Origin of the sequence: Pseudarthrobacter niigatensis, assembly GCF_030812615.1 — a bacterium.
Classification (GTDB): domain Bacteria; phylum Actinomycetota; class Actinomycetes; order Actinomycetales; family Micrococcaceae; genus Arthrobacter; species Arthrobacter niigatensis.
In genome coordinates, this window is the sequence record NZ_JAUSTB010000009.1 from 125,424 (window position 1) to 149,984 (window position 24,561).

General features: G+C 65.0%; 20 protein-coding genes. 15 read left to right on the forward strand and 5 right to left on the reverse strand.

Translation table 11 applies throughout. The annotated features are described in order from the left end of the window. Window positions 1–75 precede the first annotated feature (75 nt). The 8 genes from J2T23_RS14115 to J2T23_RS14150 all read left to right on the forward strand — a co-directional run bounded on the left by J2T23_RS14115 (window position 76) and on the right by J2T23_RS14150 (window position 11,126). Window positions 76–570 (forward strand): MarR family winged helix-turn-helix transcriptional regulator, encoded by a 495-nt coding sequence (locus tag J2T23_RS14115; protein WP_141157973.1) that lies wholly within the window; start codon window positions 76–78, stop codon window positions 568–570. Beyond that, window positions 563–2,764 (forward strand): MDR family MFS transporter, encoded by a 2,202-nt coding sequence (locus J2T23_RS14120; RefSeq protein ID WP_307360886.1) that lies wholly within the window; start codon window positions 563–565, stop codon window positions 2,762–2,764. Before J2T23_RS14115 ends, J2T23_RS14120 begins: the two co-directional genes overlap by 8 nt. Before the next feature lie 208 nt (window positions 2,765–2,972). Further along, entirely contained in the window at window positions 2,973–4,706 is a 1,734-nt protein-coding gene (locus J2T23_RS14125) for an ABC transporter ATP-binding protein (protein ID WP_141180855.1), read from the forward strand. Beyond that, the gene (locus J2T23_RS14130; protein WP_370871448.1) at window positions 4,703–6,784 is read left to right on the forward strand and encodes an ABC transporter ATP-binding protein; all 2,082 of its coding nucleotides are present in this window, start codon (window positions 4,703–4,705) and stop codon (window positions 6,782–6,784) included. Before J2T23_RS14125 ends, J2T23_RS14130 begins: the two co-directional genes overlap by 4 nt. Before the next feature lie 38 nt (window positions 6,785–6,822). Continuing rightward, window positions 6,823–7,239: an acyl-CoA thioesterase gene (locus J2T23_RS14135; RefSeq protein WP_141157970.1), complete on the forward strand. Its 417-nt coding sequence runs from the start codon at window positions 6,823–6,825 to the stop codon at window positions 7,237–7,239. A gap of 95 nt (window positions 7,240–7,334) precedes the next feature. Beyond that, window positions 7,335–7,592 carry a PLD nuclease N-terminal domain-containing protein gene (locus J2T23_RS14140; RefSeq protein ID WP_141180857.1) on the forward strand — a complete coding sequence of 86 codons (258 nt, stop codon included), beginning with the start codon at window positions 7,335–7,337 and terminating at the stop codon, window positions 7,590–7,592. A 71-nt stretch (window positions 7,593–7,663) separates the two neighbouring features. After that, window positions 7,664–9,895: an McrB family protein gene (locus tag J2T23_RS14145; protein WP_307360894.1), complete on the forward strand. Its 2,232-nt coding sequence runs from the start codon at window positions 7,664–7,666 to the stop codon at window positions 9,893–9,895. Then, the gene (locus J2T23_RS14150) at window positions 9,882–11,126 is read left to right on the forward strand and encodes a 5-methylcytosine restriction system specificity protein McrC (RefSeq protein WP_307360897.1); all 1,245 of its coding nucleotides are present in this window, start codon (window positions 9,882–9,884) and stop codon (window positions 11,124–11,126) included. The genes J2T23_RS14145 and J2T23_RS14150 overlap by 14 nt, the downstream gene beginning before the upstream one ends. On the opposite strand, the gene J2T23_RS14155 is transcribed toward J2T23_RS14150, so the two are convergent. After that, window positions 11,104–12,759, reverse strand: a complete 1,656-nt coding sequence (locus tag J2T23_RS14155) for a sensor histidine kinase (protein WP_307360900.1) — start codon at window positions 12,757–12,759, stop codon at window positions 11,104–11,106. The genes J2T23_RS14150 and J2T23_RS14155 overlap by 23 nt on opposite strands. 94 nt (window positions 12,760–12,853) lie before the next feature. Here J2T23_RS14155 and J2T23_RS14160 point away from each other — a divergent pair, with 94 nt between their 5' ends. Next, window positions 12,854–13,618, forward strand: coding sequence for a response regulator transcription factor (locus J2T23_RS14160; RefSeq protein WP_210411285.1), 765 nt, complete (start codon window positions 12,854–12,856; stop codon window positions 13,616–13,618). Here J2T23_RS14160 and J2T23_RS14165 read toward each other — a convergent pair. Beyond that, complete coding sequence (locus tag J2T23_RS14165; RefSeq protein ID WP_141157966.1) at window positions 13,591–14,001, reverse strand: Hpt domain-containing protein; 411 nt, start codon at window positions 13,999–14,001, stop codon at window positions 13,591–13,593. The genes J2T23_RS14160 and J2T23_RS14165 overlap by 28 nt on opposite strands. A gap of 278 nt (window positions 14,002–14,279) precedes the next feature. Between J2T23_RS14165 and J2T23_RS14170 the strand changes: the two genes are divergently transcribed. Continuing rightward, the gene (locus J2T23_RS14170; protein WP_442439576.1) at window positions 14,280–15,464 is read left to right on the forward strand and encodes a glycosyl hydrolase; all 1,185 of its coding nucleotides are present in this window, start codon (window positions 14,280–14,282) and stop codon (window positions 15,462–15,464) included. A gap of 114 nt (window positions 15,465–15,578) precedes the next feature. On the opposite strand, the gene J2T23_RS14175 is transcribed toward J2T23_RS14170, so the two are convergent. Together J2T23_RS14175 and J2T23_RS14180 are read right to left on the reverse strand one after the other, a co-directional pair. Continuing rightward, the gene (locus tag J2T23_RS14175) at window positions 15,579–16,061 is read right to left on the reverse strand and encodes a very short patch repair endonuclease (RefSeq protein ID WP_307360905.1); all 483 of its coding nucleotides are present in this window, start codon (window positions 16,059–16,061) and stop codon (window positions 15,579–15,581) included. Window positions 16,062–16,080: 19 nt separating this feature from the next. Then, on the reverse strand, window positions 16,081–16,515 hold the full coding sequence (locus tag J2T23_RS14180; protein WP_141157963.1) for a pyridoxamine 5'-phosphate oxidase family protein: 435 nt from the start codon (window positions 16,513–16,515) through the stop codon (window positions 16,081–16,083). Window positions 16,516–16,701: 186 nt separating this feature from the next. On the opposite strand from J2T23_RS14180, the gene J2T23_RS14185 reads away from it, so the two are divergent. From J2T23_RS14185 to J2T23_RS14200, 4 genes are all read left to right on the forward strand, one after another. Further along, entirely contained in the window at window positions 16,702–18,429 is a 1,728-nt protein-coding gene (locus tag J2T23_RS14185; protein ID WP_307360906.1) for a purine-cytosine permease family protein, read from the forward strand. A 355-nt stretch (window positions 18,430–18,784) separates the two neighbouring features. Further along, window positions 18,785–19,309 (forward strand): DUF6318 family protein, encoded by a 525-nt coding sequence (locus J2T23_RS14190; protein ID WP_307360908.1) that lies wholly within the window; start codon window positions 18,785–18,787, stop codon window positions 19,307–19,309. A 209-nt stretch (window positions 19,310–19,518) separates the two neighbouring features. After that, window positions 19,519–20,253: a hypothetical protein gene (locus J2T23_RS14195; RefSeq protein ID WP_307360910.1), complete on the forward strand. Its 735-nt coding sequence runs from the start codon at window positions 19,519–19,521 to the stop codon at window positions 20,251–20,253. A gap of 117 nt (window positions 20,254–20,370) precedes the next feature. Continuing rightward, a complete protein-coding gene (locus J2T23_RS14200; protein ID WP_141157961.1) occupies window positions 20,371–21,441 on the forward strand; it encodes an alkene reductase in 1,071 nt (356 codons plus the stop codon). A 233-nt stretch (window positions 21,442–21,674) separates the two neighbouring features. On the opposite strand, the gene J2T23_RS14205 is transcribed toward J2T23_RS14200, so the two are convergent. Beyond that, the gene (locus J2T23_RS14205; protein WP_141157959.1) at window positions 21,675–21,992 is read right to left on the reverse strand and encodes a hypothetical protein; all 318 of its coding nucleotides are present in this window, start codon (window positions 21,990–21,992) and stop codon (window positions 21,675–21,677) included. A gap of 138 nt (window positions 21,993–22,130) precedes the next feature. Here J2T23_RS14205 and J2T23_RS14210 point away from each other — a divergent pair, with 138 nt between their 5' ends. Continuing rightward, on the forward strand, window positions 22,131–24,554 hold the full coding sequence (locus tag J2T23_RS14210) for a Tex family protein (RefSeq protein ID WP_370871451.1): 2,424 nt from the start codon (window positions 22,131–22,133) through the stop codon (window positions 24,552–24,554). Window positions 24,555–24,561: the final 7 nt, after the last annotated feature.

Here is a 24,561-nt window from a genome sequence, read left to right on the forward strand (position 1 = left end):
TGGAACAACTTCGTTTCCCTAAGCAACCTTTTCCTGATACAGTTGCTTGCAGCAACTAATTCTTTAGGGAGGATCATGTCTGTCGCACCGGCCACTGCAGCCGACCTCGTCAGCAATATTTATGACCTCCAGCGCGCGCTGCGCTGCGTCACCATGATCAACATCAAGGGCCAGGACACTGGCATCGCCCTCCAGGGCGTGCTCAAGTTCATCGGCGAAGGGGAGACCCGCGCAGCGCACCTGGCCGAGCGATTGGGGGTCAGCCCGCCGGTGCTAAGCCGGCACGTGGCCGAACTGGCCGACGCGGGGCTGGTGCTCCGCACCCCGGACCCGGACGATGGCCGGGCCCAGCTGCTGGCGCTTTCCCCGCGGGGCAAGGAAAAGCTGGCGGAGCTGGTGCGGCACCGGGCGGAGACGCTGCAGGCGTACCTCTCCGACTGGAACGAGGACGACGCCGTTGCAACAGCCGCGATGCTGAACAAGCTCACGGCATCCCTGAAGAATTCCATCCGGGCAAGGGCGGCCGGAACCACCACTGAACAGAAAACGCAGGAGTCCATCAATGGCTAACGTCACCGCCGCCGCGGACCAGGAGCAGGAGCGCCAGCGCGAACGCACCGCCAGACAGGAATCGCGGCAATCCAAGCGCCACGAGCCCGGCGCGCCCATGAACCACCGGCAGATCATGGAAGCCCTGACCGGCCTTCTCGCTGCCTTCTTTACCGCCATCCTCAGCAGCACCATCGTTGCCAACGCGCTGCCCACGATCATGTCCGAGCTCAAGGGCACCCAGACGGACTTTGCCTGGGTCATCACGGCAGCACTGCTGGCCAACGCGGCCACCACCCCCATCTGGGGCAAGCTCGCGGACCTCTTCGACAAGAAAGTCCTGGTCCAGCTCAGCATCGTGATCTTCGTTGCCGGCTCGGTCATGGCAGGTTTCTCCGAGAACATCCCGTTCCTGCTCACCGCCCGCGTGATCCAGGGCATCGCCATGGGTGGCCTGACCGCCCTGGCGCAGGCGATCATCGGCTCCATCATCCCGCCGCGCGAACGCGGAAAGTACTCCGGCTACATGGGTGCCGTCATGGCCGTGGGCACCGCCGGTGGTCCTCTGCTGGGCGGCTTCATCGTGGACAGCTCGCTGGGCTGGCGCTGGACCTTCTTTGTCTGCGTGCCCCTGGCCGTCGTCGCCCTGATCCTGCTCCAGGTCACGTTGAAGATTCCGCACGTCAAGCGCCCCGCCAAGATCGACTGGGTCGGTTCGATCCTGCTGACCTCCGGCGTCAGCCTGCTCCTGATCTGGGTTTCCTTCGCCGGCAAGGCCGACTACTACGACTGGTGGTCATGGCAGTCAGCCGTCATGGTAGGCGGCGGCGTCCTGCTGCTCGCGCTGCTGGTGCTGGTGGAGTCCAAGGTGCCGCAGCCGATCATCCCGCTGAAGATCATCTCGGAGCGCACCACCGCGCTGGCCATCGTGGCGTCCGTCGCTGTGGGTGTTGCCATGTTCGGTTCCTCCACCTTCCTGGGCCAGTACTACCAGGTGGCCCGCGGTGCCACGCCCACCGAGGCCGGCCTGTTGACCTTGCCCATGATCGCCGGCAACCTGATCGGTTCGGTCGTTTCCGGCCAGCTGATCAGCCGCTACGGTAAATGGAAGCGCTTCCTGATCGGCGGCACCGTCCTGCTGATCGGCGGCCTGGCGCTCGCCGGAACCATGGACCACACCACCGAACTGTGGCTGACGGGCCTGTACACGGGCATCTTCGGTATCGGTTTGGGCATGCTCATGCAGAACCTCGTCCTGGCCGTCCAGAACACGGTCCGCGCCTCCGACATCGGTTCCGCAAGCGCTTCCGTTGCATTCTTCCGCTCCGTGGGTGGCGCCATCGGCGTTTCCGTCCTGGGCGCCGTCATGGCCAACCATGTCAAGGACCTGGCCACCGACGGGCTGGCCAAGCTGGGCATCCCGGCCGGCGGCAACAGCGGCGCCACGCTGGACCTGAAGGACCTGCCGGCGCCGATCGCCGAGGTCATGCGTGCCGCCTACGGCGATGCCACGGCCGGGATCTTCATGATCTCCGCCATCGTTGCAGCCGTGGCCCTCATCGCCGTCATCTTCATCAAGGAAGTACCGCTGCGCAAGACCGTTGACATCACACCGGAAAAGGCGCTTGAGGCCAACGCCGCCGGTGAGGCCGGCATGACCGCAACCATGACAGGTCAACTGCCCATGGTTTCCAGCGACGTGCCGGACGGGACGGCCGCTGAGTCGACGGGTGCCCGGAGTGCCCTGCGTCCGGCCGCGGCACCTGCCAAGGTGTACGACGGCGGTGCTGCCGCAGCCGCGGCGGCGTCCGGCAGGGTTGCCACGGAGGACTTCGAGGAAGTCTTTGCACGGAGCTTCCGCTCCGAGGAGCTGGACCTCAGGTCCGCCGACAGCGTGGACAGGGCTGCCGATGCGATCGCCAGTGCCGCGGCCACCCTGCAGAAGCTGCAGGACACCCAGGACCTGCTGGCGCGGCAGCAGGCCGAGCTCGGGACCCTGGTGCTGGACATCCAGCAGCAACTGCGGTCCCAGCAGGAAGTGGCAGCCGGGCAGGCAGCCACGGCCGCAGAGCTCAGCCGGCTGCAGCGCAAGCTCCTGAAGGAACGCAAGATCCAGGCAGCAGCCGCCCTGTACCTGGCCGGGCACGGCAAGCACAGCGCCGCCGCACCTTCCCCGTCCGGCGGGGAAGGTTCTGCCCCGGTAACGGGACGGTAAGCCATTCCGTCCGGGGCTGCCCGCCTTGGACGGCACCCATCAACACCGCAGCCCGCAGCCGGAGGACCTTCCGGATGTGGGCTGCGGCGTTCCTGCATGGGTGGGGATGGCGGCCCCGGTGGAGACGACGTTTTCTTGAGTCAATCCAGCGGGGAATTATGCTCCCGTATGGAACCAAATGTCGGTGGGCATTACTAGAGTTGAGTGCATGCTCCTCACCCTCATACGGCGCTATTCCAAACCGTATTTCCCCTTTATCGCCGCCGTGGTTGTTTTCCAGCTCGCCTCCACCATTGCAGCCCTGTACCTGCCAAGCCTGAACGCCCAAATCATCGACCAGGGCGTGGCGCGGGGCGACACGGATTTCATCTGGCGCACCGGTGCCCTGATGCTCCTGGTGGCCTTCGCGCAGGTAGCCGCGGCAATCGCCGGCGTCTACTTTGGCTCGAGGACGGCCATGGCAGTGGGCCGGGACCTGCGCCGTGCCGTGTTCCGCAAGGTCACCAGTTTCTCCGCCAAGGACGTCAACGCCTTTGGTGCGCCCACGCTGATCACGCGCGGCACCAACGATGTCCAGCAGGTGCAGATGCTCCTCCTGATGGGGCTGAACTTCATGGTGGCCACCCCCATCATGTGCATCGGCGGCATCATCATGGCCCTGCGCGAGGACATCAACCTGTCCTGGCTGGTGTGGGTGTCCGTCCCGCTCCTGGCTGTGGTGGTGGGCTACCTTGTGGTCCGGCTGATGCCACTCTTCCGCTCCATGCAGCGGAAGATCGACCGCATCAACGCCGTGCTGCGGGAACAGATCATCGGGATCCGCGTGGTCCGCGCCTTCGTGCGGGAACCGTATGAAACGGACCGGTTTGGTGCGGCCAACAAGGAACTTACGGACGTCTCGCTCCGCATCGGTGCCCTGTTCGTCCTCATGTTCCCCGCCATCAGCATGATCCTGCACCTGTCCACCGCAGCCGTGCTCTGGTTTGGCGGGCAGCGGGTGGACACCGGCGCCATGCAGGTGGGGTCGCTCACCGCGTTCCTGCAGTACCTGCTGCAGATCCTGATGGCCGTCATGATGGGCACCTTCATGGCCATGATGATCCCGCGCGCCTCCGTCTGCGCCGACCGCATCGGCGAGGTGCTCGACGTCGAGCCCTCCATCCACGACCCCGAACGCCCCGAAGCCCCGGCCGCCCTGGCCGGCGTGGTGGAATACCGCAACGTGACGTTCGCGTACCCCGGCGCCGAGTCCCCGGTGCTCAGCAACATCAGCTTCACCGCCCGGCCGGGCCAGACCATCGCCATCATCGGCTCCACCGGCGCCGGAAAGACCTCCCTCCTGTCCCTGCTGCCACGGCTGTACGACCCCGCCGAAGGCCAGGTGCTGCTTGACGGTGTCCCCGTCGACAGACTCGACCGCGCGGAGATCACCAAACGCGTGGCCCTGGTGCCGCAGCGTCCCTACCTGTTCTCCGGCAGCATCGGGCACAACCTCCGCTTCGGCAAGACCGAGGCCACGGACCAGGAACTGTGGGACGCCCTCCGGGTGGCGCAGGGAGAGTCTTTTGTCCGCGAAAAGAAGAACGGACTGGACTCCCGGATCTCCCAGGGCGGCACCAATGTCTCCGGCGGCCAGCGCCAGCGCCTGTGCATTGCCCGTGCCTTGGTGACCAAGCCGCGGGTATACCTGTTCGACGACTCCTTCTCCGCCCTTGACGTCGCTACTGACGCCCGGCTCCGCGCCGCCCTCAAGCGCACCACCTCGGACGCCACCGTGATCATCGTGGCCCAGCGGATTTCCACCATCACCGAGGCCGACCAGATCCTGGTGCTGGACAACGGACGCATCGTTGACCGCGGCACGCACGAAGAACTCCTGGAAACCTCACCGACCTACCAGGAAATTGTCGAATCCCAACTGAGCGTGGAGGAAGTGGCATGAGCCCCCGCAAGAAGGACCACGCCTCCGTGGAAGAATCCACCCAGTCCCTCCAGCCGGTCGACGGCGAAGCGGAAGCAGGCGCCGGCCTGCCGGAGGACGACGACTACTTCGAGGAGGAATTCACCCCTTCCGAAGCCGATGGGGACATGTTCGGTGGGATGCCTGCAAAGAAGGCCCAGCACTTCTGGCCTTCCGCCAAACGACTCATGGGCCTGCTGAAGCCCGAAGCCCTGGGCATCTACGCGGTGGTGGGCCTGGTGGTGGTCTCGGTGGTCCTGAACGTGATCGCCCCCAAGATCCTGGGCCAGGCCATGGACGTCATTTTCGCCGGAGTGGTGGGCAAGCAGTTGCCGTCCGGTGTCAGCAAGGAACAGTTTGTGGCAGGCCTGCGCCAGCAGGGCCAGGACAACTTTGCGGACATGGTCTCCCGGATGGAGCTGGTGCCCGGCACCGGGATCAACTTCGGCAAGCTCAGTATGCTCATTGCCATCGTCCTGCTGATGTACTTCGTGGCCAACATCTTCATGTGGCTCCAGGGGTACGTGCTGAACCGCATTGTCATGAAGGTGATCCGGCGGCTGCGCGATGACACCGAAAGCAAGCTGAACCGCCTGCCGCTGAACTACTTCGATACGCGGCAGCGCGGCGATGTGCTGTCACGCGTGACCAACGACGTCGACAATATCCAGCAGGCGCTTCAGCAGGCGTTCGCCCAGCTGGTGAACTCTGTGCTGACCGTGGTGGGCATCGTGGTCATGATGTTCATCGTCTCCTGGCAGCTGGCCTTGATCGCGCTCGTTGCGCTGCCGCTGTCCGGAGTGGCGGCCGGGCTGATCGGTGCCCGGAGCCAGAAGCTCTTCGCAGCCCAGTGGAAGAACACCGGGTCGCTGAACGGCCAGATCGAGGAATCCTTCTCCGGCCACGACCTGGTCCGCGTCTTCGGCCGGGACGCGGACATGCTGGCCCGGTTCGAGGAACGCAACGAGGCACTGTACAAGGCAAGCTTCGGAGCGCAGTTCGTCTCTGGAATCATCTTCCCCGTGATGCAGTTCGTGTCCTACCTCAGCTATGTTGGCATCGCCGTGGTGGGCGGCCTCAGGGTGGCCTCCGGCGCCATGTCTTTGGGCGATGCGACCGCTTTCATCCAGTACTCCCGGGAGTTCACGCAGCCTCTGGGCCAAATGGCCGGCATGGCCAATATGCTCCAGTCCGGCGTGGCATCCTCGGAGCGCGTTTTCGAATTCCTGGACGCCGACGAACAGGACGTTGAAACGGCCACCGAACACCTGCCCGCCAAGACCGACGGGCACGTGGACTTCAGGAACGTGACCTTCAGCTACAGCCCGGACAAGCCGCTCATCGAGAATCTGTCCTTCACCGCGGAGCCCGGGAACACGGTTGCCATCGTCGGGCCCACGGGAGCCGGCAAGACCACCCTGGTGAACCTAGTAATGCGTTTCTACGAGCTCAATGCGGGCTCCATCATGCTGGACGGTGTGGACATCACCCACCTGAGCCGCTCCGAACTGCGTTCCAAGGTGGGCATGGTGCTGCAGGATGCATGGCTGTTCGGCGGGTCCATCTACGACAACATCCGGTACGGCAACCTCGAGGCCACCGAAGAGCAGGTCATGGCGGCAGCGAAGGCCACGTTCGTGGACCGATTTGTCCGGGCGCTCCCCGAGGGCTACCAGACCGTGATCGACGAAGAAGGCAACAACGTCAGCGCCGGCGAGAAGCAGCTGATCACCATAGCCCGCGCATTCGTGGCCAACCCGTCACTGCTGATCCTGGATGAGGCCACCAGTTCCGTGGATACCCGCACCGAGCTCCTGGTGCAGAAAGCCATGGCTGCGCTGCGATCGGACCGCACCAGCTTCGTCATCGCGCACCGGCTCTCCACCATCCGGGATGCCGATACCATCCTGGTTATGGAGAACGGACGAATCGTGGAACAGGGCAACCACCACATGCTGCTCGCCGCCGGCGGGGCATACCACCGCCTCTACATGTCGCAGTTTGCCGGGACCGACGCCGGGGACGTACCGGTGGATGATTCGACGGCGGTGCACAGCTGAGCGCGCATGGCGGCCAGCGGATCGAGGTGCTGGTGCCAATGCGCTGGGGCGACATGGACGCCTATGGCCACATCAACAACGTCCAGATCGTGCGGATGCTGGAGGAAGCCAGGATCGCGGCTTTCGGACCGCCGCGGGGCGCGGGCCTTCCCGGCATTGAACCACCGGTGTCCCTGTTTAACGACGTCCCCGAGGGCACCCTCGCCCTGGTGGTGGACCACAAGATCCGCTATGTCCGGACCCTGGAGTACCGCAACGTTCCGGCGGTGGTCCAGGTATGGATCGGTGCCGTCAAGGGCGCCAGCTTCGACATCCACTACCTGCTCCAGGACCCCGTCACGCGGGAGGACTGCGTGAAGGCCAGCAGCCATCTGGCGTTCGTGGATGAAGCGACGGGCCGGGTGCAGAGGCTCAGCCAGGAGCAGAAAGACCGGATGGCTCCATACAGGCACTAAGACTCTGGACGGGGCTGCCCCGGACCCGTGGACTGGAACCAGGTCCCCAGCATCACCCAGACCTGCAACACGTTGTACAGCGAAAGGAAGCCGCCATGGCCAGCAACAAGAACCGCGCCGCCCGGAAGAAGAAGACCTGGAAGGAGATGTCACCGGGTGCCAAGATAGGCACCATTGTGACGGGCCTGGTGCAGGTCTCCCTGCTGGTTGCCGCCCAGCGCGACATCTCCCGGCGGCCGGCAGAACTCATCAACGGTCCCAAAGCCGCGTGGCGGGCGGCGTCCTTCGTCAATTTCATCGGCCCCATGGGCTACTTCATCTTCGGCCGGAAGCACTCCGCCGCCGCCAAGTAGCCCAGTCCGGCGGAAGGGCGGCCGGGCGCCCGTGGAGCGGCCGCCCAGCTTGACCCTGTAAATTTGAGGGCATGACCCCCACTGCCACTGTTGCCATGACCCGCGCCCTCGGCATCTCCAGGGAGATCGAAGACGCAGCGTGGTTCGTCCTTGGCCCGGGTCTGCAGGGGAAGGCGTCGCCGCTGGACGGGCGGACCCGGACGTGGTCGGTCGCGGCGGCCTCGGAGCTGCTGGACCGCCTGGAACGGGGCATCCCGGACGCCAAGGCCCCGATGATGACCAACCTCCGCGAGAACCTGGACGGCGCCACCCGTGGAGCCAAGCAACTGGCGGTGGAGCTGCTCTTCCTGCAGTCCCTTCCGCTGGCCCACGAAGTGAAATCCCTCAAGGTCAAGCGCGCCCGCGTGGCCGAGGCCGCCGGCTGGCTGGAGCCGCCGCTGGAGCTTCCCGAAGAGCTTTACGCGGGCATGACGGACCACGGCGTGATCCGTGACCGGACGGCTGAATTCAACTGGACCATCTGGGACCACCTGAAGTGGCTGTGCCGGTTCGTCCGGAACGTCGCACAGCGGCCGGCCGCTGTGGTGCAGGCCGCCATCAAGGATCCGCTGCAGTTCCACCGCCTCGCGGCCTCCACCCCGGATGACCAGCCTGCCATCCGCCGCAGCATCGAGTTCCTGGCCTGGCCCAGCTACTTCGAGCCCGTGGTGGCGGACGTGGAACGCCAGGAAATCCGTGACGCGTTCGCCTCCCTGGTGGGCGGGGCGAAAGGTGACGGGGAAGAGGACATCACCGCTGACATCCACTGCATTCGGCTGCACCTGGACGAGCAGGCGGGCCAGCGGATCGATTGGTACTCCCGCCAGCTGGTCAGCCAGTGGCGCAAGGTGGGCGACCCCGGCCGGCGCGCCTGGCTGCTTCGGACGCACAGCGATCACGCCGACCTGCTCACTGCCTGGCACGGAGAGGAGAAGGTGACCCTCGACGTCGAGCATCTCCGCACACTGGACCCCGGCGTGACCGCCGGCCTGGTGCAGCATGCCGTGGACGAGGACTACAAGCACCTGGGCTACGTGGAACGCGAGGACACCAAAACCGCGGTTTTTGCCTTCCTGACCGTCATGAAGCCCGGTGACCTGGTGCTGTACCAGCACGCCGGAACCGTACGGCTTGGCGGCGTGCTGGGGGAGCCCGAGTACAACGACGACAACCGGCGCCTGCGCCGCAAGGTGCGCTGGTTCGACGACGGCCACACCACCACCAGCCTTCCCCGCCACGTGCAGCGGCAGCTCGCCACCCCGGGCATTGTGGTGGACGTAACCCGCGTGGTCCAGGCGCTGCAGGCGCTGCTGCCGGCCGAAGCGGAAACCGAGCCCGACGGCGACACTGAGGGCGCCGTCGTCGTCCTCCCTGTCCAGGAGGGCTTCCGCCCGCTGACGCAGGAATTCGCAGCCTCGCTGCACATGGAGCTGGAGCCTCTCCAGGAGATCGCCGACCTGCTGGAGGAAAACCGCCAGCTGGTGCTTTACGGCCCTCCCGGCACGGGCAAGACGTACTTGGCCAAGCATCTCGCCGCGGAACTGGCGGATGACACCACGGACGAACGCGTCAAGCTGGTCCAGTTCCACCCGTCCTACGCCTACGAGGACTTCTTCGAGGGCTACCGGCCGGATAAGACGGACGAAGGCCAGGTGTCCTTCAAACTGGTGGCCGGGCCGCTGCGCCGGTTGGCGGAGGAAGCCGCCAAGCCAGGGAATGAGAAGAAGCCGTACTTCCTGATCATCGATGAGATGAACCGCGCCAACCTGGCCAAGGTGTTCGGCGAGCTGTATTTCCTGCTGGAGTACCGCGATGACCGGATCTACCTGCAGTACAGCCCCAACGAGCCGTTCACGCTGCCGGACAACCTCTACATCATCGGCACCATGAACACCGCCGACCGTTCCATCGCGATGATGGACGCGGCTATCCGCCGGCGCTTCTCCTTCATCGAACTCCACCCCCAGACGGAGCCGGTCAAGGGCTCCCTGCTCCGGTTCCTGGAGGCGAGGGAGCTCGATACCACCCCGGCGCTGCTGCTGGACGCGCTCAACGGGGCCATTGACGAGTGGGACCGGGACCTGATGATCGGCCCGTCGTACTTCATGAAGCCGGCAGCCCAGACCCCTGCCGGCCTGCGCCGGATCTGGAAGTACGAGCTCATGCCGCTGCTGGAGGAGCACTATCACGGCCAGCTGACGCGGGCCCAGCTGGAGGAGCGGTTCGGGCTGGACCAGCTGCTGGGACGCGTTGCAGCGCGCTGACCCCAGGGCGTCCGTGCGTCACCTGGTCCTGGACGAGCTGTCCAGCGGGCTGGTGGAGCGGCTGGATGCGCCCAGCGCTTCCTTCCTGAATTCCAGTGGCCTGGCCAAGGCCTCGCCCATGGGCATGGGGCTGTACCGGATCGAGCCGGTGGGCAAGGTAGGCTCTGTGCGCACCTCAACGCTGCAGCTGGACGTCCGGCCCAAGGACCGTCTGGGCCTCAGCCGGCTCCTCTTCCTGCTCGGCTATGCGGGGGAGCAGGGCTTCCGGCCGGACCTGGTGGCTGCCGAGGAAGACCAGGACCTGTGGAGCGCGCTGGCGGAGTCCCTGGCGCAGCTCGCCGAACGTGCCCTGGGCCGCGGGGTCCTGCGGGGCTACCTGACCGTGGACGAATCCCTGCGCACGGTCAAGGGCCGGATCCGGATCTCGGACCAGATCTCCCGCCGCCCCGGCATGCTGGTTCCGCTGGAGGTCTCCTACGACGAGTTCACCGAGGACATCGCCGAGAACCGGATCCTGCGGGCGGCCCTGGAACGGATGGGCCAGGTGCCCGGCGTGCGGCCGGAGGTACTGGGCCGGCTGCGCCAGCTGAAGGGAAAGCTCGACGCCGTCACCCGCCTTCCAGCCGGCAGCCCGGTGCCGCCGTGGAAACCCACCCGGATGAACCTGCGCTACCACTCCGTGCTGCGCCTGGCTGAGCTGGTCCTGCGCAACGCGTCCGCGGAAGCGGGTGAGGGCAGGCAGCAGACGGCGTCGTTCGTGGTGGACATGGCCCAGGTTTTCGAAGACTTCGTGGGAACGGCGCTGCGCAGCGCCATGGCGTCATATCCAGGGGAACTGCGGCTGCGGTACAACGCCCTCCTCAGCGAGGCGGTGCGCGACTCCGACCGGCTGTCCGTGCGCCCGGATGCCGTCCACATGCTCGGCGGACGCCCTGTGGTGGCCTACAACGCCAAGTACCGGGCGGCGTCGGACGCCGGTGCGTCCCTGACCGCCGACCATTACCAGATGCTGGCGCACTGCACCGCCCTGGCCGTGCCCACCGCCTGGCTGGTCTACGCGGGCAAAGGCGAGATGAAACTCCGCCGCATCCTGAACACCGACATCGACATCGTGGAGTTCCCGCTGGACCTCAGCCAGCCGCCGTCGGCCATCCTGGCATCCATCCGGGAACTTGCCTCCCAATCCTGGGGCGAGGTGCTCAGGACTGCTACACCGGAACCCGGAACGTAAACGTCGTCCCCTCGCCCAGCGTGCTTTCGACGTCGATGGTCCCGCCGTGGGCCTCTACGATCGCCTTGCTGATGGGCAGGCCCAGGCCCACGCCCGGGATGGCAGTGCGCCGGACGTTGCTGGTCCGGAAGAACTTGGCGAACACCTCGGAAGCGTCCTCCGAGCTCATGCCCATCCCGGTGTCACTGACCCGGCACGCCAAATGGCCGTCTTCCCGTGCCAGCGACACCACCACCTCGCCGCCGTCGGGGGAGTATTTGATGGCGTTGGACACCAGGTTGTCCAGTACCTGGGAGATCCTGGCGCTGTCCACGCGGGCCTCCAGCCGTTCCGGGGTCTCCGCCCGCAGATCCACGCCGGCGGCGGCTGCGCGGGGCAACGCCGAGGACACGCTGCTGCGTACCAGCTCGGCAACATCCACGGCGTCCGGCGAGACGATCAGCTGGCCGTTCCGGCTGGCCAGCAGGTCTGACACCAGTGTCAGGAGGCGCTCAGAATTGCGGCGGATGATTTCCAGCATTTCCCGCTGGGGATCGTCCTGGTCTTCGGCGAGCAGAATTTCGACGTAGCCCAGGATGGATGTCAGCGGGGTCCGGAATTCGTGCGAGACGCTGGATACGAAGTCGTCCTTGGCGGTGAGTGCGTTCACCAGGTCCGTGACGTCGCTGAAGACGACCACCGAGCCGGTGAAGTTGCCGTCCGAGTCCTTCATGGCACGGGCGGTGGTCACGAGTGCCCGCTGGTCCTTCCCGTCACCCAGCCACACCAGGTAGTCGGTGAAGGTTTCCCCCAGGACGGCCCGCCTGACCGGACGTTCCCGGACGGGGACCAGAGTCTTCCGGTCCGGGCCGTAGACCAGCAGTTGCGATTCGTTGGGGTCAGCAATGTTCTTTGGCCGGGCCAGTTCATGGTTGGCGCGCTGCTTCCGGTTCATCAGGATGTCGTGGCCGTCCGCATCGACAGCCAGCACCCCCAGGTGGACGGTGTCCAGCACGGTGTTCAGCAGCGATTCCTGGCGCTTGCTGGTCCGCAAGCTGGCACGCAGCTGCTCGTCCTTTTCTTCCAGCTGCGCCTGCTGGCGCATCATGCTCAAGGTCAGGACGCTCACCGACACGCCGATGCCCAGCATCATGACGGGCAACAGCAGTGAACGGGCGAAGTCCTGCGGCGTGTAGTTGCCCTTCAGGAGCAGCGGCACCCAGATGATGGCCAGCGGACCGAGGAAGGAAAACCACAGTGCAGCCCGCGGGTAGTAACCCGATGCGCAAAGCCATATGACGGGGAACACGGCCAGCAGGCTGATTCCCGTCAGGCTTTCCTGGCCGCCTTCCCTGCCTGCGGCAATGGAGACAAAGTCGAGCAGCGGGATCGCCAGGAAACTGGTGTAGGGCAGCCGCTCCCAAGGAATGATGTAGCAGAGCGCCATGATGGCCAGTTGGGAGACGAGGAACGTGACGAACAGGGGATTGTCCATGGTGTCCGGGAAAAACGCCCACACGAGGAATGCCGTGAGGAGCGTAGTTACGAACAACGGCATCTGGCTTAGCGCCACCCGGTCCGTCAGCCGGTACTCATGGAACGGCCGCCTGAAGAACCGCAGCCGTCCCGAGGACCAGGCGGTGGGGTTGCTCATGCGGCGGAGGACGCGGACGCGGGGGTGTGCGGGACCATACCAGCAGGATATCCGCAGCCAGCTATACTTCAGACGTTGGCACTGAGGGGGCTCTATGAGTGAGGCACGTGTGGGTCTGGTCATCGAGGATGACCACGACATTCGGGAATTGGTTCGCACTGTGCTGAGCCAGGCTGGATTTGACGTGACCGTCGCCAGCGGGGGCGCTGAGGGCGTCCTGATGGCCAAGAGCCTCAATCCCGATGTCATCACCCTGGACCTGGGGTTGCCGGATATCGACGGCTTTGAGGTTTCGCGGCAGATCCGCGAGTTCTCGGATGCGTACATCGTGATGCTGACGGCGCGCACCGAGGAACTGGACACCCTGATCGGGCTTGAATCGGGGGCCGATGACTACCTCACCAAGCCGTTCCGCCCGCGCGAGCTGCGCGCCCGGGTGGCGGCGATGATGCGCCGGCCGCGGACTGCTCCTGACCCGCAGGAAGTTTCAGTGGATGCCGGCGCGGACAGCGCGGCCCATCCGGAGCGCGGAAACTTCAGCCACAACGGCCTGGAACTCAGCTACGCCTCCCGCACCGTCACAGTTGACGGCAAGGAGATGAACCTGACCCGCACGGAATTCGAACTCCTGTATGCCCTGCTGGAAGCCGGGCGCACTGTCAGGACCAAATCCGACCTGGTGCGGCGGCTCCGGGACGAGGATTACGACGTCGGCAGTTACATCAGCGAGGCCGACGAACGTTCTGTGGAAGTCCACATGGGAAACCTGCGCAAGAAGCTGGGTGACTCACCGCAGCAGCCGCGGTGGCTGCAGACGGTTCGCGGGGTGGGTTACCGCTTGGCGCCGGGGCAGCACTGAGCCTGCAGCCGGTGCATGGTTTGCCTGCTGCACTGGGTGATGGGCCGCAAGTACGTGGCGGCCAGCCGGGGCAGCGCCACCGCCATGTCCGCGTGGCGGGCTTCGGTCCGGATCTCGTTCTCCAGTTCGAGGGCCAGGCCGGCCAAGCGTTCGGCGCCAACCATCTGGCTTGAGGTTTTCAGGCTCAGGACCGCGTCCATGGAGCCTTCCAGGTCGCCGGTGGTCAGGGCCAGCCGCAACCGCCCCAACCGTTGCGGCAGGAAGTCGATGAAGTTCCCCACGAAGACCCGGCTGTAGCCCTCCTCCTCCTCGAGTTCATCCCGCAGCCGGTCCAGGACGGACTGGTCTACCAGCGGCCTGGGGGCATCATCTGATGTGCTCATGACACTCCTTTCTGCTGGCTTTGTTGACTCGGGAAACAGGGCGGTGGGGCCGGAACGCTTGCTCTTTTTCAGGTTAGGACTGTTCCCATGACCTCGCAGAAGACTCGGCAAGAATTGTGGTTTTCTTGATGGGAGTGCGGATTTCTGCCCTTAGGATCAAGGCCAGTGCTTTCTGCATTGACGCCACCGGCGGCCGCGGCCGCATTTCAATCTGGGGATAGATTGCCGTGTTCCGAATACTGAGGTCCTTGTTTGTCGCGCTCATAATCGGGGTTGGATTGGCGGTGTCCGTCATCCAGCCGGCCAGCGCAGCAGCCACGTCACCGCAAGTTTCGCTCAATCCCACTTCCGGTCCGGCTGGTGCCGCCGTGACAGTCACCGGAACCGGGTTCAAAGCCTCTACCACCGGGACCGTGATTGTGGGTTCCGCAACCTTTGCGTTCCAGACCACCTCGCAAGGGGCATTCAGCACGGGCATCACCATTCCGGCAGCGCCCACCGGGAATCTCACCATCACCGCCAAGACGTCGTCCATCAAGGCATCCGCAACCTTCGTGGTGCAGGCGGCGCCCGTTCCGGCCCCGGCGCCGGCTCCAACAATCAGTTCTGCCCCCTTGCGTTTTGGAGCGGCCACTCCGGGGGGACCCCTGGCCAGCAGTGAACTGGACGAGGTAGCCACAGTGTCCGGGGAGATCCCTTCCATCGTGATGAGTTACAAGGATTTCCTGCAGTCCCCGCCCATCACTGAGCTGGACGCTGTCCGCTCCCGCGGAGCCACGCCCCTGGTCACCTGGGAGCCCTGGGCATGGGGAGGCGGCGTCAACCAGCCCGCGTATTCGCTGGCCCGGATTACTGCCGGGGACTTCGACGGGTACATCAGCCAGTGGGGCCAGTCCCTCGCGGCCTGGGGCAAGCCGGTCATGCTGCGATTCGCCCACGAGATGAACGGCAACTGGTATCCCTGGGCTGAAGGCGTCAACGGCAACCAGGCCGGAGATTACGTGGCCGCGTGGCGGCACGTCCACGACGTCGTTGCCGCCACGGGCGCCGCTAATGTCCAGTGGGTATGGTCGCCGAACGTGCCGTACTCGGGCTCCACCGACCTGGCAGGCCTGTACCCCGGTCCGGGGTACGCGGATATTGTGGCCCTGGACGGCTATAACTGGGGCACCTCGCAAACCTGGAGCAGCTGGGTTTCCCCGGTGGACCTCCTCGGCCCCGGCATCTCCCAGCTCCGCACCGTGGCCCCCGGGAAACCCGTGCTGATAGCGGAAACGGCGTCCAGCGAACTGGGCGGTTCCAAGGCGGCCTGGAACACGGACCTGGTGTCCTACCTGGCCGCCCAGCCGGACGTCATGGGCTTCGTCTGGTTCCACATGCAAAAGGAAACAGACTGGCGCATCAACAGCAGTGACTCGTCGGCGTCGGCGTTCAAGTCCGCCCTGTCGGCACGGAGAAGCTAGGGGATAGGGGATAGGCTGCTCCGAAACTGTCAGTGGCGGCGCCCGATCGCCGGCAACCCGTTCATCGTGCCGTGCCAGGATCAAGGACAGTGCCGGCAGCAGCTAAAGATTGCCTCAAGATTTCCTTAATTGCTTGGCCCAGGCGCCGGCTTCGAGGAAGTGCACCAACTGGTCCTCGAGGGCTGAGCGGTCCTTCAGCTCGCACTCCCAGACCGTCAGCACTTCCCAGCCGGCGTCTTCGAGCTGCCGGCGCTGGCCGGCGTCACGCTCGCGGGTCCGGGTACGTTTCGCAGCCCAGAACTCGGCGTTGGCCTTCGGGGCATGCAGGCCCACCCGGCAGTCGTGGAAATGCCAGAAGCAGCCGTTGACGAAGATTACCTTGTGCCGGGCGGCGAAGACGAGGTCGGGATTCCCCGGCAGCCTGTTGCCGCCGGAACTGCCGTGCAGCCGGTACCGGTAGCCCCTGGCGTGCAGCAACCGGCGCACCACCAGCTCAGGCTTGGTGTTCTTTCCGCGGATCCGGGACATGTTCCAGCTGCGCTGCTCGGGCGTGAGCTTGTCAGCTGAGGCGTTGTCAGCGCTGGAAGTGTCCGGCATCTTCCCAGTCTAGGAGTGCCTAGATCTCCCGTTCCGGCTGTTCGCCGAACACGAAGTGGCGGCCGCTGACGGACTTGGGGTCGATCTCCACGTAGAAGTCCTTGAGCGTGGGGACCCAGGTTTTCAGGCCGAGTTCCTCGATGGCGGCGAGTTCGTCCGAATTACTGAGCACCCGCGCCGTCCCCCGCAGGACAACGGACCAGGCCTCCTGGGACAGGATGCCGTCGGTTTCGAACAGTACCTTGGCGTTGATGGTCAGTTGCGCCAGTTTGTTTCCGGGCGCCGTGCGCAGGTAAAGCTTCCGGTTGGAGGTTACATAGTTGACCGGGAAGATATCCGGCTCCCCGGCAACGGAGACCACCAGCCGGCCGTGCTGCGTTGCCGCCAGGAGCCGCCACGACTGCTCATCATCGAGTTCAAGGACAGGATTGCCGTCCGCGTGTTCAAACATCATGCGGCCATTCTTCTACGTGAGGTAGAAACGCGCCAGAGGCTTTGTGCCCCCATTTCGCTGTGTTTTTGACAACACCGTCAAGGCTTAACAGTCCGGAAACAGGGCTGTGACCGGGTTGTATTTCCGGCTGGATAGCGTCGCACGCAGGGCCATGACGGCTGACTGCAAACGAAAGCGACGCACCCAATGGGCAACGACACAGACACAACCCAACTGCTGGAACCGGCGGCACCTGCTGGTGCCGCCGTCGTCGGACGCTCCCCGGCGATCCCCACGGCAGGCAACACCGCCGCACTGAACGCCACCAAGGAAAGCCTGGAGGACTATACGCTGCGGTTCGCGCCGCGGTCCTACCGCAAATGGAGCGCGGGAGTGGTGGCCACCAGCGCGCTGGGCGGTATCGCCTACCTGGCGGACTTCTCGATCGGGGCGAACATCGGCATCTCCTACGGGACGGTCAACGCGATCCTGGGAATCCTGGTGGCAGCCGTGGTCATCTTCGCCACCGGCTTTCCCTTGGCCTACTACGCGGCCCGCTACAACATCGACCTGGACCTGATCACCCGCGGCTCGGGCTTTGGCTACTACGGTTCAGTGGTCACCAACGTCATCTTTGCCACGTTTACCTTCATCTTCTTCGCGCTGGAGGGCTCCATCATGGCGCAGGGGCTGGAGCTGGGACTGGGCATTCCGCAGTGGCTCGGGTATGCCGCGTCTACTGTGCTCATCATTCCGCTGGTCATTTACGGCATGAACACGCTGGCCAAGCTCCAAGTATGGACCACTCCGCTGTGGCTGCTCCTGATGGTGGTGCCTGTGGGTTACCTTCTGGTCTCGCACCCGGAGAGCATCGACAGCTTCTTCGCCTACACCGGTGCAACGGGCGACGGCGGTCCGAACCTTGCGTCCGTGATGCTCGCCGCCGGCGTGTGCCTGTCCTTGATGGCGCAGATTGCCGAGCAGATCGACTACCTCCGGTTCATGCCGCCGCGCACCGATGCCAACCGGGCCGCCTGGTGGCGGGCAGTGATCCTGGCCGGGCCGGGCTGGGTGATTTTCGGGGCCATCAAGCAGATCGTGGGCCTGTTCATCGCCATCTACCTGATCGCCACGCTGGATCCTGCCGCCTCCGCCACCGCCAATGAGCCCGTGCACCAGTTCCTTGGCGTGTACCAGGAGATGATGCCGGCCTGGCTGGCCATGACCCTGGCCGTGGTGCTGGTGGTCATTTCGCAGATCAAGATCAACGTCACCAACGCCTACTCCGGCTCGCTGGCCTGGACCAACTCCTTCACGCGCATCACCAAGACCTACCCAGGCCGGATGGTGTTCGTGGTGGTCAACCTGCTGATCGCGCTGGTGCTGATGGAAGCGAACATGTTCGATTTCCTGAACACCATCCTCGGGTTCTACGCGAACTGCGCCATGGCCTGGGTTGTCACGGTGGCGTCCGATATCGCGATCAACAAGTACCTCCTCAGGATTTCCCCCAAGGTGCCTGAGTTCCGCCGCGGCATGCTGTACGCCGTGAACCCTGTTGGCTTCGTGTCCATGCTGGTGTCCGCAGGGGTTTCGATTGCCGTGTTCTTCGGGGCCTTTGGTGCCGCGATCCAGCCGTACTCGCCTATCTTCGCCGTAGGACTGGCGCTGGTCCTGCCACCGGTACTGGCCGTTCTGACCCGCGGCAAGTTCTACCTGCGGCGATTCGACGACGGGATCGACCTGCCCATGTTCGACGCCGACGGGAATCCCAGCGACGCCAAGCTCCTGTGCCACGTGACGGGGTTGGAGTTTGAGCGGCCGGACATGGTGCGTTCCGCCCAGGACGCGTCCGACGGCGGCCCGCAGTATGTTTCATCGCTCGCCTTGTCGACGGACAAGACGGGGGAGCTGGTGCTGCCCGCACCAAAGTAGGGCGGTTTATTAGGAAGCCGGTGCACTTAGGTGCGCCGGCTTTCTTTGTGACTTCGTTTGTCGGATTCCTGGTGGTAGACAACTCTTGGGCTCTAGGGCTGTGGATAACTATCCCGCCGAATTGTGACGTGGGCTACCCTTAAGTCACTGTCCGGAACAAGCCGTCTTGAAACTACTGGGGGATTAGCGGCCCATGACATCACAGAACTCCTTCGCGTCACGCGTTGCCCCGTCGGGGGCCTTCCACTCCAGAGTTTCCAGGTCCGGTGCCGCGGCCCTTGTTGTCGGTTTGGCCCTCGCCTTGTCCGGCTGCAACTCCGGAGGGTCGCCAGGACCGGGCGGCACGTCGTCCCAGATGGCCGACGAGACGCCGACAGCCACCGCCGCCGCCACTCCCACTTCAACGCCGAGTGCCGTCTACAAGCCCGCCGACGCTTCCGGCCCAGCCCAGAACGTCCCGGTTCCTGTGCTTCCGGAAGTGGCCAAGACGGAGACGAAAGAAGGCGCAGAAGCCTTCACTAAATACTGGTTCTCGGTTCTGAGCTACGCGTACGAGACTGGTGACACGGATGCCTTGTCGAAACTCTCGAAGCCTGGCTGCGCTTTTTGTCAGGGGCTCGTTGCTGATATCGAAGCCGCTTGGGCCGAGGGCAAGTGGGTATCTGGTGGCCAAATAGAAATCCCCGTTGCGACCGCAACGCCTTCAACGGACGGCTCAACACAGGTGGTTCTCCAAGTTCTCCAGAAGGAACTGGTCATTCGTAACCAAGACGGAAGCCCGTATCAAGAGAAGACAGCTGCAACGAATTCCGGCAGCGTAGCGATGTTGAACTTCGCAGACTCCGGATGGGTAGTCAATGATTTGGGTCTGATCCGGTAGCGGTGGGTTACTTGGGTAAGATCCTCGTAATTCTCGCCAGTTGCATGGTGCTCTTAACGGCCTCTTTCGTGACCGCATATGCCGAAGATGGATCAAAACAGAATCCACGGATTGGTGGGGGATTTGTGGACTCAGGGATAAAGATAGGCGCTGACGACTGGGTACCTGACCCGGATACAGGCAAGTTCCGCCGAGCGGAACCTGGCGCCGTGAGTACAGACCCCAACGAGTACAAATACGAGCTCCAGTGCCACCTTGGCGGCGGCGACTTCGATACGCCCTGCCTCGCCCGCCAGCTCGACTGCAAAGACCGGGAGGACGGCGCCAAGGGCATCCCTGTTATGTGGCTGTCGCGGCCGCGGGGTGTGCCGGGAGCAGTGTGGGCGCACCATTCCGGCCCCACCTGCCTCTACGATCCGAAACCCGAGGACCTCCTGCCCCGGATTGCTGCCGACATCCAACGGCAGTTCCAGAACCTCCCGGTCAGTGCTGGTGCGGTCGTGGCCCAGCCCAGCCCCAACACGCTGCGCGGCGCCGAGACGAACTTCTACGCAGAAGCCACTGAACAGCAGTTCGACATCACCATGTTCGGCCAGAAGGTTCACGTGGTCGCCACGCCGGTCCAGTACATATGGAACTACGGAGACGGCACAGTCTTCGGCCCGCAACCTTCCATGGGCGGCCCGTTGCCGCAGGACCGTTGGGGCGAGAAGACCCGGACCAGCCACGCGTATGCCTCCACAGGCGACTTCCGGGTGGTCCTGACCACCTCGTTCCAAGGCACCTACTCGGTGAATTCCGGGCCGCCGCTGCCGATCCCGGGCCAAGGCCAGTTCAACGCCACACCGCAAACCATCAGCGTGTGGCGGTCCCTCACCCGCAACTATGCCGACGACTGCAACGCCAATCCGCAGGGCCAAGGCTGCCCGGGCGTGGGCGGATAGCGCGGGCCCTGAGGTGGACCTGTGATCCCCGTCCCACCATCGACTGGCACGGAATAGTTGCATGCGCCCCACAGTTGCTAAGGACAGTACGTCTTCAGCCTTCGAAAGGAACTGCGCATGCTGTTTTCCCCGCTCACCCTCGGTGAACTGGAACTTCCCAACCGTTTGGTGATGGCGCCCCTGACCCGCCTTCGCGCGGGTGAGAAAGGCGTCCCCGGCCCGCTCCTCGCCGAGCACTACCGCCAGCGCGCCTCCTTGGGCCTGATCGTCAGCGAGGGCACCTACCCCGCGCCGGTCGGCCAGGCTTACCCGGGCCAGCCCGGTATCGTCACCGAGGAGCAGGTTGCCGGGTGGAAGAAGGTTACCGACGCCGTCCACGCCGAAGGCGGCCGGATGTTCGCCCAGATCATGCACGGCGGCAGGGTTTCCCACTCTGATATCACCGGTGGCCTGCCCATCGTCGCCCCCAGCGCAGTAGCCATTGATGGCGTGGTCCGGACACCGGCAGGCAAGCAGCCCTATCCTGTGCCGCACGCCCTCACCACTGACGAGCTCCCCATGGTCATCCAGGAATTCGTCAACGCATCGCTGAACGCGATTGAGGCAGGATTCGACGGCGTGGAACTGCATGCCGCCAACGGTTACCTCTTGCACGAGTTCCTGGCGCCGAACTCCAACGTCCGGACGGACAGCTACGGCGGGTCACCGGAAAACAGGGCCCGCTTCGTCATCGAAACCATCAACGCCGTCGTGGCAGCCGTCGGCGCGAACCGGGTGGGCGTGCGCATTTCCCCTGAGCACAACGTGCAGGGCATCGCCGAAACCGACGCAGCCGACGTGCGCGCCACCTACGAGGTCCTCGTGGACAGCATCGCACCGCTCAACCTGGCCTACCTGAGCATCCTGCATCACGAACCCACCGGCGAACTGGTCCAGGACCTCCGTACACGCTTCGGCGGCACCTTCCTGGTCAACACCGGCTTCGGTGTCATCACCACCCGGGAAGAAGCCGTGAGCCTGGTGGCCGAAGGCCACGCAGACGCCGTCGTGGTGGGACGCCCGGCAATCGCCAACCCGGACCTGGCCCGGCGCTGGAAGGAAAGCCTCCCGCTCAACGAACCTGACGCCTCCACCTTCTACGCAGATGGCGCCACCGGGTACACGGACTACCCGGTGTACCAGGGCTAAGCGACCCACTGGCCAACCCGGACAAGACAACGACGGCGGCACCCACCGTGGGTGCCGCCGTCGTGGGCTGTCAGGGGTGCTGGTCCCGGGCAGCTGTACCGGAAGGTCATCCGACGACTTTCCGGCAGAAGGATAATGTGGCCCGCCGGACTCCATCGGATGCCGGCGGTGATCAGATGATACTCCAACGAATGGACTCCTGCCAGAGCCAATTTCGCCGCTTGGAAAACGGGCTAAAGAACAGCCTCGCGGCCTGTGCCTTCCTTCATCAGCAAGCGCCCATCCTCGATCGATACCAGCACGCTCTTCGGCTTCCCGCTGACCTTGGTGATGGCCTTCAGGCCCCGATTGGTGACTTCGACCCCCACCTGTGCACCCTTCGCCGGGAGCTCGACGGACACCTCGGATGCGATCCCGAGCAGCGGATTGGTCGAGATCCCCAAGTCCCGGCGGACCTCCTTGCCGTTGACGGTCACGGTAACGTTGGCCTCGTCGAACCCCTCCTGAAACACCACAAGCAATTCCCGCATGATGGCCTCTTCCTCGAGCATGGGTACCAGTAACGGCATGTCCACTACAGCACTTTGCCGGGCCCAGCGGAATACCTCCCTTGCCCCGCCGAACCCCTATCCGCACGGATTCCGGTGGAGCCCGGCAGCGCGGTAAGGCAAGATGTTCTGGTGACTCAACTGCCTGCCCCCGCCACCACGTCCGCCCCCTCCCGCGCATCGGAGGAGGACGCGATCTTCGCCCAGATCGCTGCCGAGCTGGAGGTCAAGGACTGGCAGGTCAAGGCTGCGGTTGGATTGCTCGACGGCGGGGCGACGGTTCCCTTCGTCGCCCGCTACCGCAAGGAAGCCACCGGCACGCTGGACGATACCCAGCTTCGCGACCTCGACGAACGGCTCCGCTACCTCCGCGAACTGGCGGACCGCCGTCGTGCAGTCCTCGACGCGATAGAAGCGCAGGGCCAGTTGACACCGGAGTTGCGGAAAGCGGTCCTGGCCGCAGACACCAAGTCGCGGCTCGAAGACATCTACCTGCCGTTCAAGTCCAAGCGCCGGACCAAGGCCCAGATGGCCCGGGAGGGAGGCCTGGAGCCCCTCGCGGACACGCTGTTGAAGCGGCCGGACCTGGACCCCGAACACGAGGCCGGGAAGTACCTCAACAGTGAGCACGCCATCAGTGATCCTGCCGCCGCGCTCGCGGGTGCCCGCGCCATCCTGGTGGAGCGCGTGGCCCAGGACCCTGACCTCGCCGCCAACCTGCGCGACAGGATGTGGACCCAGGGGCGGATGGTCTCCCGCGTCAAGAAGGGCAAGGAAGCCGAAGGCCAGAAGTTCGCGGACTACTTCGAGTTCGCGCAGGCGCCGGACCGGATGCCGTCCCACCGGGTGCTTGCGCTGTTCCGCGGCGAGAAAGACGGCGTCCTTGAGCTGGACCTCGCTGAAGCCGACCCTTCGGACGACGCTGCCCTCACTGCCGCCCGCGCCCGTTACGAGTCTGCGGTGGCCAGGTTCCTCGGGGTCGCCGACCGGGGCCGCCCCGCCGACGCATGGCTGATGCAGACTGCCCAGGTGGCCTGGCGTTCACGTGTGCTGGCCCGCCTCACCTCCGACCTCCGCGCCAGGTTGTTCGCCGCAGCTGAGGACGAAGCGGTCCGGGTCTTCGCCGCCAACCTCCGGGACGTCCTGCTGGCCGCACCAGCCGGCAACCGTGCCACCCTGGGCCTTGACCCAGGGCTTCGGACCGGGGTGAAGGTCGCCGTGGTGGACGGCACCGGGAAAGTGGTTGCCACTGACACGGTCTACCCGCATGCCCCGGCGCGGAAATGGGACGAAGCTTTGGCCACCTTGGTGCGTTTGGCGCGGCAGCACGCCGTCGAACTCGTGGCCATCGGCAACGGGACCGCCTCACGGGAGACGGACAAACTGGCTGCTGAACTGATCAAGCTGCTTCCGGAGGTGGACCGGAAACCCCAGAAAATTGTGGTGTCCGAGGCCGGCGCATCGGTCTACTCCGCCTCGGCGCTCGCCGCGGCGGAGCTCCCCGGGATGGATGTATCGCTGCGTGGCGCAGTTTCCATTGCCCGCCGGCTGCAGGATCCGCTCGCTGAACTGGTGAAGATCGATCCCAAGTCCATCGGCGTCGGCCAGTATCAGCACGCCGTGACAGCGTCGAAGCTCGACCGGAGCCTGGATGCCGTGGTGGAGGACTGCGTGAATGCCGTGGGTGTCGACGTCAACACTGCCTCGCCGGCGCTGCTGAGCCGGGTAGCCGGCGTCGGTCCCCTGCTCAGTGAGAACATCGTGGCCTACCGGAATGAACACGGACCCTTCAACAAGCGGACCGACCTCAAGAAAGTGCCGCGGCTGGGCGCCAAGGCTTTCGAGCAGTGTGCAGGCTTCCTGAGGATCACCGGGGGAGCAGAGCCGCTGGACGCATCGAGTGTGCACCCCGAATCGTATGCGGTGGCGAGGAAGATCCTCGTGGCAGCCGGTTCCGCCCCGGCCTCCTCCCTGGACCCACAGAAGTTCGTTGACGGTACGTTCGGCCTCCCCACCGTCAAGGACATCCTCGCAGAACTGGACAAACCCGGGCGCGACCCCCGGCCCGCCTTTGCCGCTGCCACGTTCTCGGAAGGCATTGAGAAGATCTCGGACCTGGTGCCGGGCATGATCCTCGAAGGAACGGTAACCAACGTTGCTGCATTTGGGGCGTTCGTGGACGTTGGAGTCCATCAGGACGGCCTTGTCCACGTATCCGCCCTGTCCAACCGCTTCGTGTCCGATCCGCGCGAGGTGGTGAAGTCCGGCCAGGTGGTCCGGGTGAAGGTGCTGGAGGCGGATCCGGAGCGGAAGCGGATTTCGCTGACGTTGAGGCTCGACGACGAACCCGCCGGCGGCGGCGCAGGTTCAGGCCGACGCGATTCCGGTTCCGGTCGCCGCGATTCCGGGAGCCGCACGCCCGAGCGTGCCGGGCGTCCGGACCGCCAACAGCCGGCCAAGCGGGGAGCAGGCCTGTCCGGCGGGAGCGTCCGGTCAAGCCCCAAACCCCAGCCTGCCAACACGGCCATGGCCGAGGCACTTCGGAAGGCGGGCCTGGGCAAGTAGTCCACGG

What these genes read in the sequence shown, in the direction of transcription:
- J2T23_RS14120 (WP_307360886.1), top strand. Translation starts at nt 563, where the DNA reads ATGGCTAACGTCACCGCCGCCGCGGACCAGGAGCAGGAGCGCCAGCGC.
- J2T23_RS14165 (WP_141157966.1), bottom strand. Translation starts at nt 14,001, where the DNA reads ATGAGCACATCAGATGATGCCCCCAGGCCGCTGGTAGACCAGTCCGTC.
- J2T23_RS14190 (WP_307360908.1), top strand. Translation starts at nt 18,785, where the DNA reads ATGGCCGACGAGACGCCGACAGCCACCGCCGCCGCCACTCCCACTTCA.
- J2T23_RS14115 (WP_141157973.1), top strand. Translation starts at nt 76, where the DNA reads ATGTCTGTCGCACCGGCCACTGCAGCCGACCTCGTCAGCAATATTTAT.
- J2T23_RS14160 (WP_210411285.1), top strand. Translation starts at nt 12,854, where the DNA reads ATGAGTGAGGCACGTGTGGGTCTGGTCATCGAGGATGACCACGACATT.
- J2T23_RS14145 (WP_307360894.1), top strand. Translation starts at nt 7,664, where the DNA reads ATGACCCCCACTGCCACTGTTGCCATGACCCGCGCCCTCGGCATCTCC.
- J2T23_RS14140 (WP_141180857.1), top strand. Translation starts at nt 7,335, where the DNA reads ATGGCCAGCAACAAGAACCGCGCCGCCCGGAAGAAGAAGACCTGGAAG.
- J2T23_RS14155 (WP_307360900.1), bottom strand. Translation starts at nt 12,759, where the DNA reads ATGAGCAACCCCACCGCCTGGTCCTCGGGACGGCTGCGGTTCTTCAGG.
- J2T23_RS14200 (WP_141157961.1), top strand. Translation starts at nt 20,371, where the DNA reads ATGCTGTTTTCCCCGCTCACCCTCGGTGAACTGGAACTTCCCAACCGT.
- J2T23_RS14205 (WP_141157959.1), bottom strand. Translation starts at nt 21,992, where the DNA reads ATGCTCGAGGAAGAGGCCATCATGCGGGAATTGCTTGTGGTGTTTCAG.
- J2T23_RS14180 (WP_141157963.1), bottom strand. Translation starts at nt 16,515, where the DNA reads ATGATGTTTGAACACGCGGACGGCAATCCTGTCCTTGAACTCGATGAT.
- J2T23_RS14125 (WP_141180855.1), top strand. Translation starts at nt 2,973, where the DNA reads ATGCTCCTCACCCTCATACGGCGCTATTCCAAACCGTATTTCCCCTTT.
- J2T23_RS14175 (WP_307360905.1), bottom strand. Translation starts at nt 16,061, where the DNA reads ATGCCGGACACTTCCAGCGCTGACAACGCCTCAGCTGACAAGCTCACG.
- J2T23_RS14135 (WP_141157970.1), top strand. Translation starts at nt 6,823, where the DNA reads ATGCGCTGGGGCGACATGGACGCCTATGGCCACATCAACAACGTCCAG.
- J2T23_RS14130 (WP_370871448.1), top strand. Translation starts at nt 4,703, where the DNA reads ATGAGCCCCCGCAAGAAGGACCACGCCTCCGTGGAAGAATCCACCCAG.
- J2T23_RS14185 (WP_307360906.1), top strand. Translation starts at nt 16,702, where the DNA reads ATGGGCAACGACACAGACACAACCCAACTGCTGGAACCGGCGGCACCT.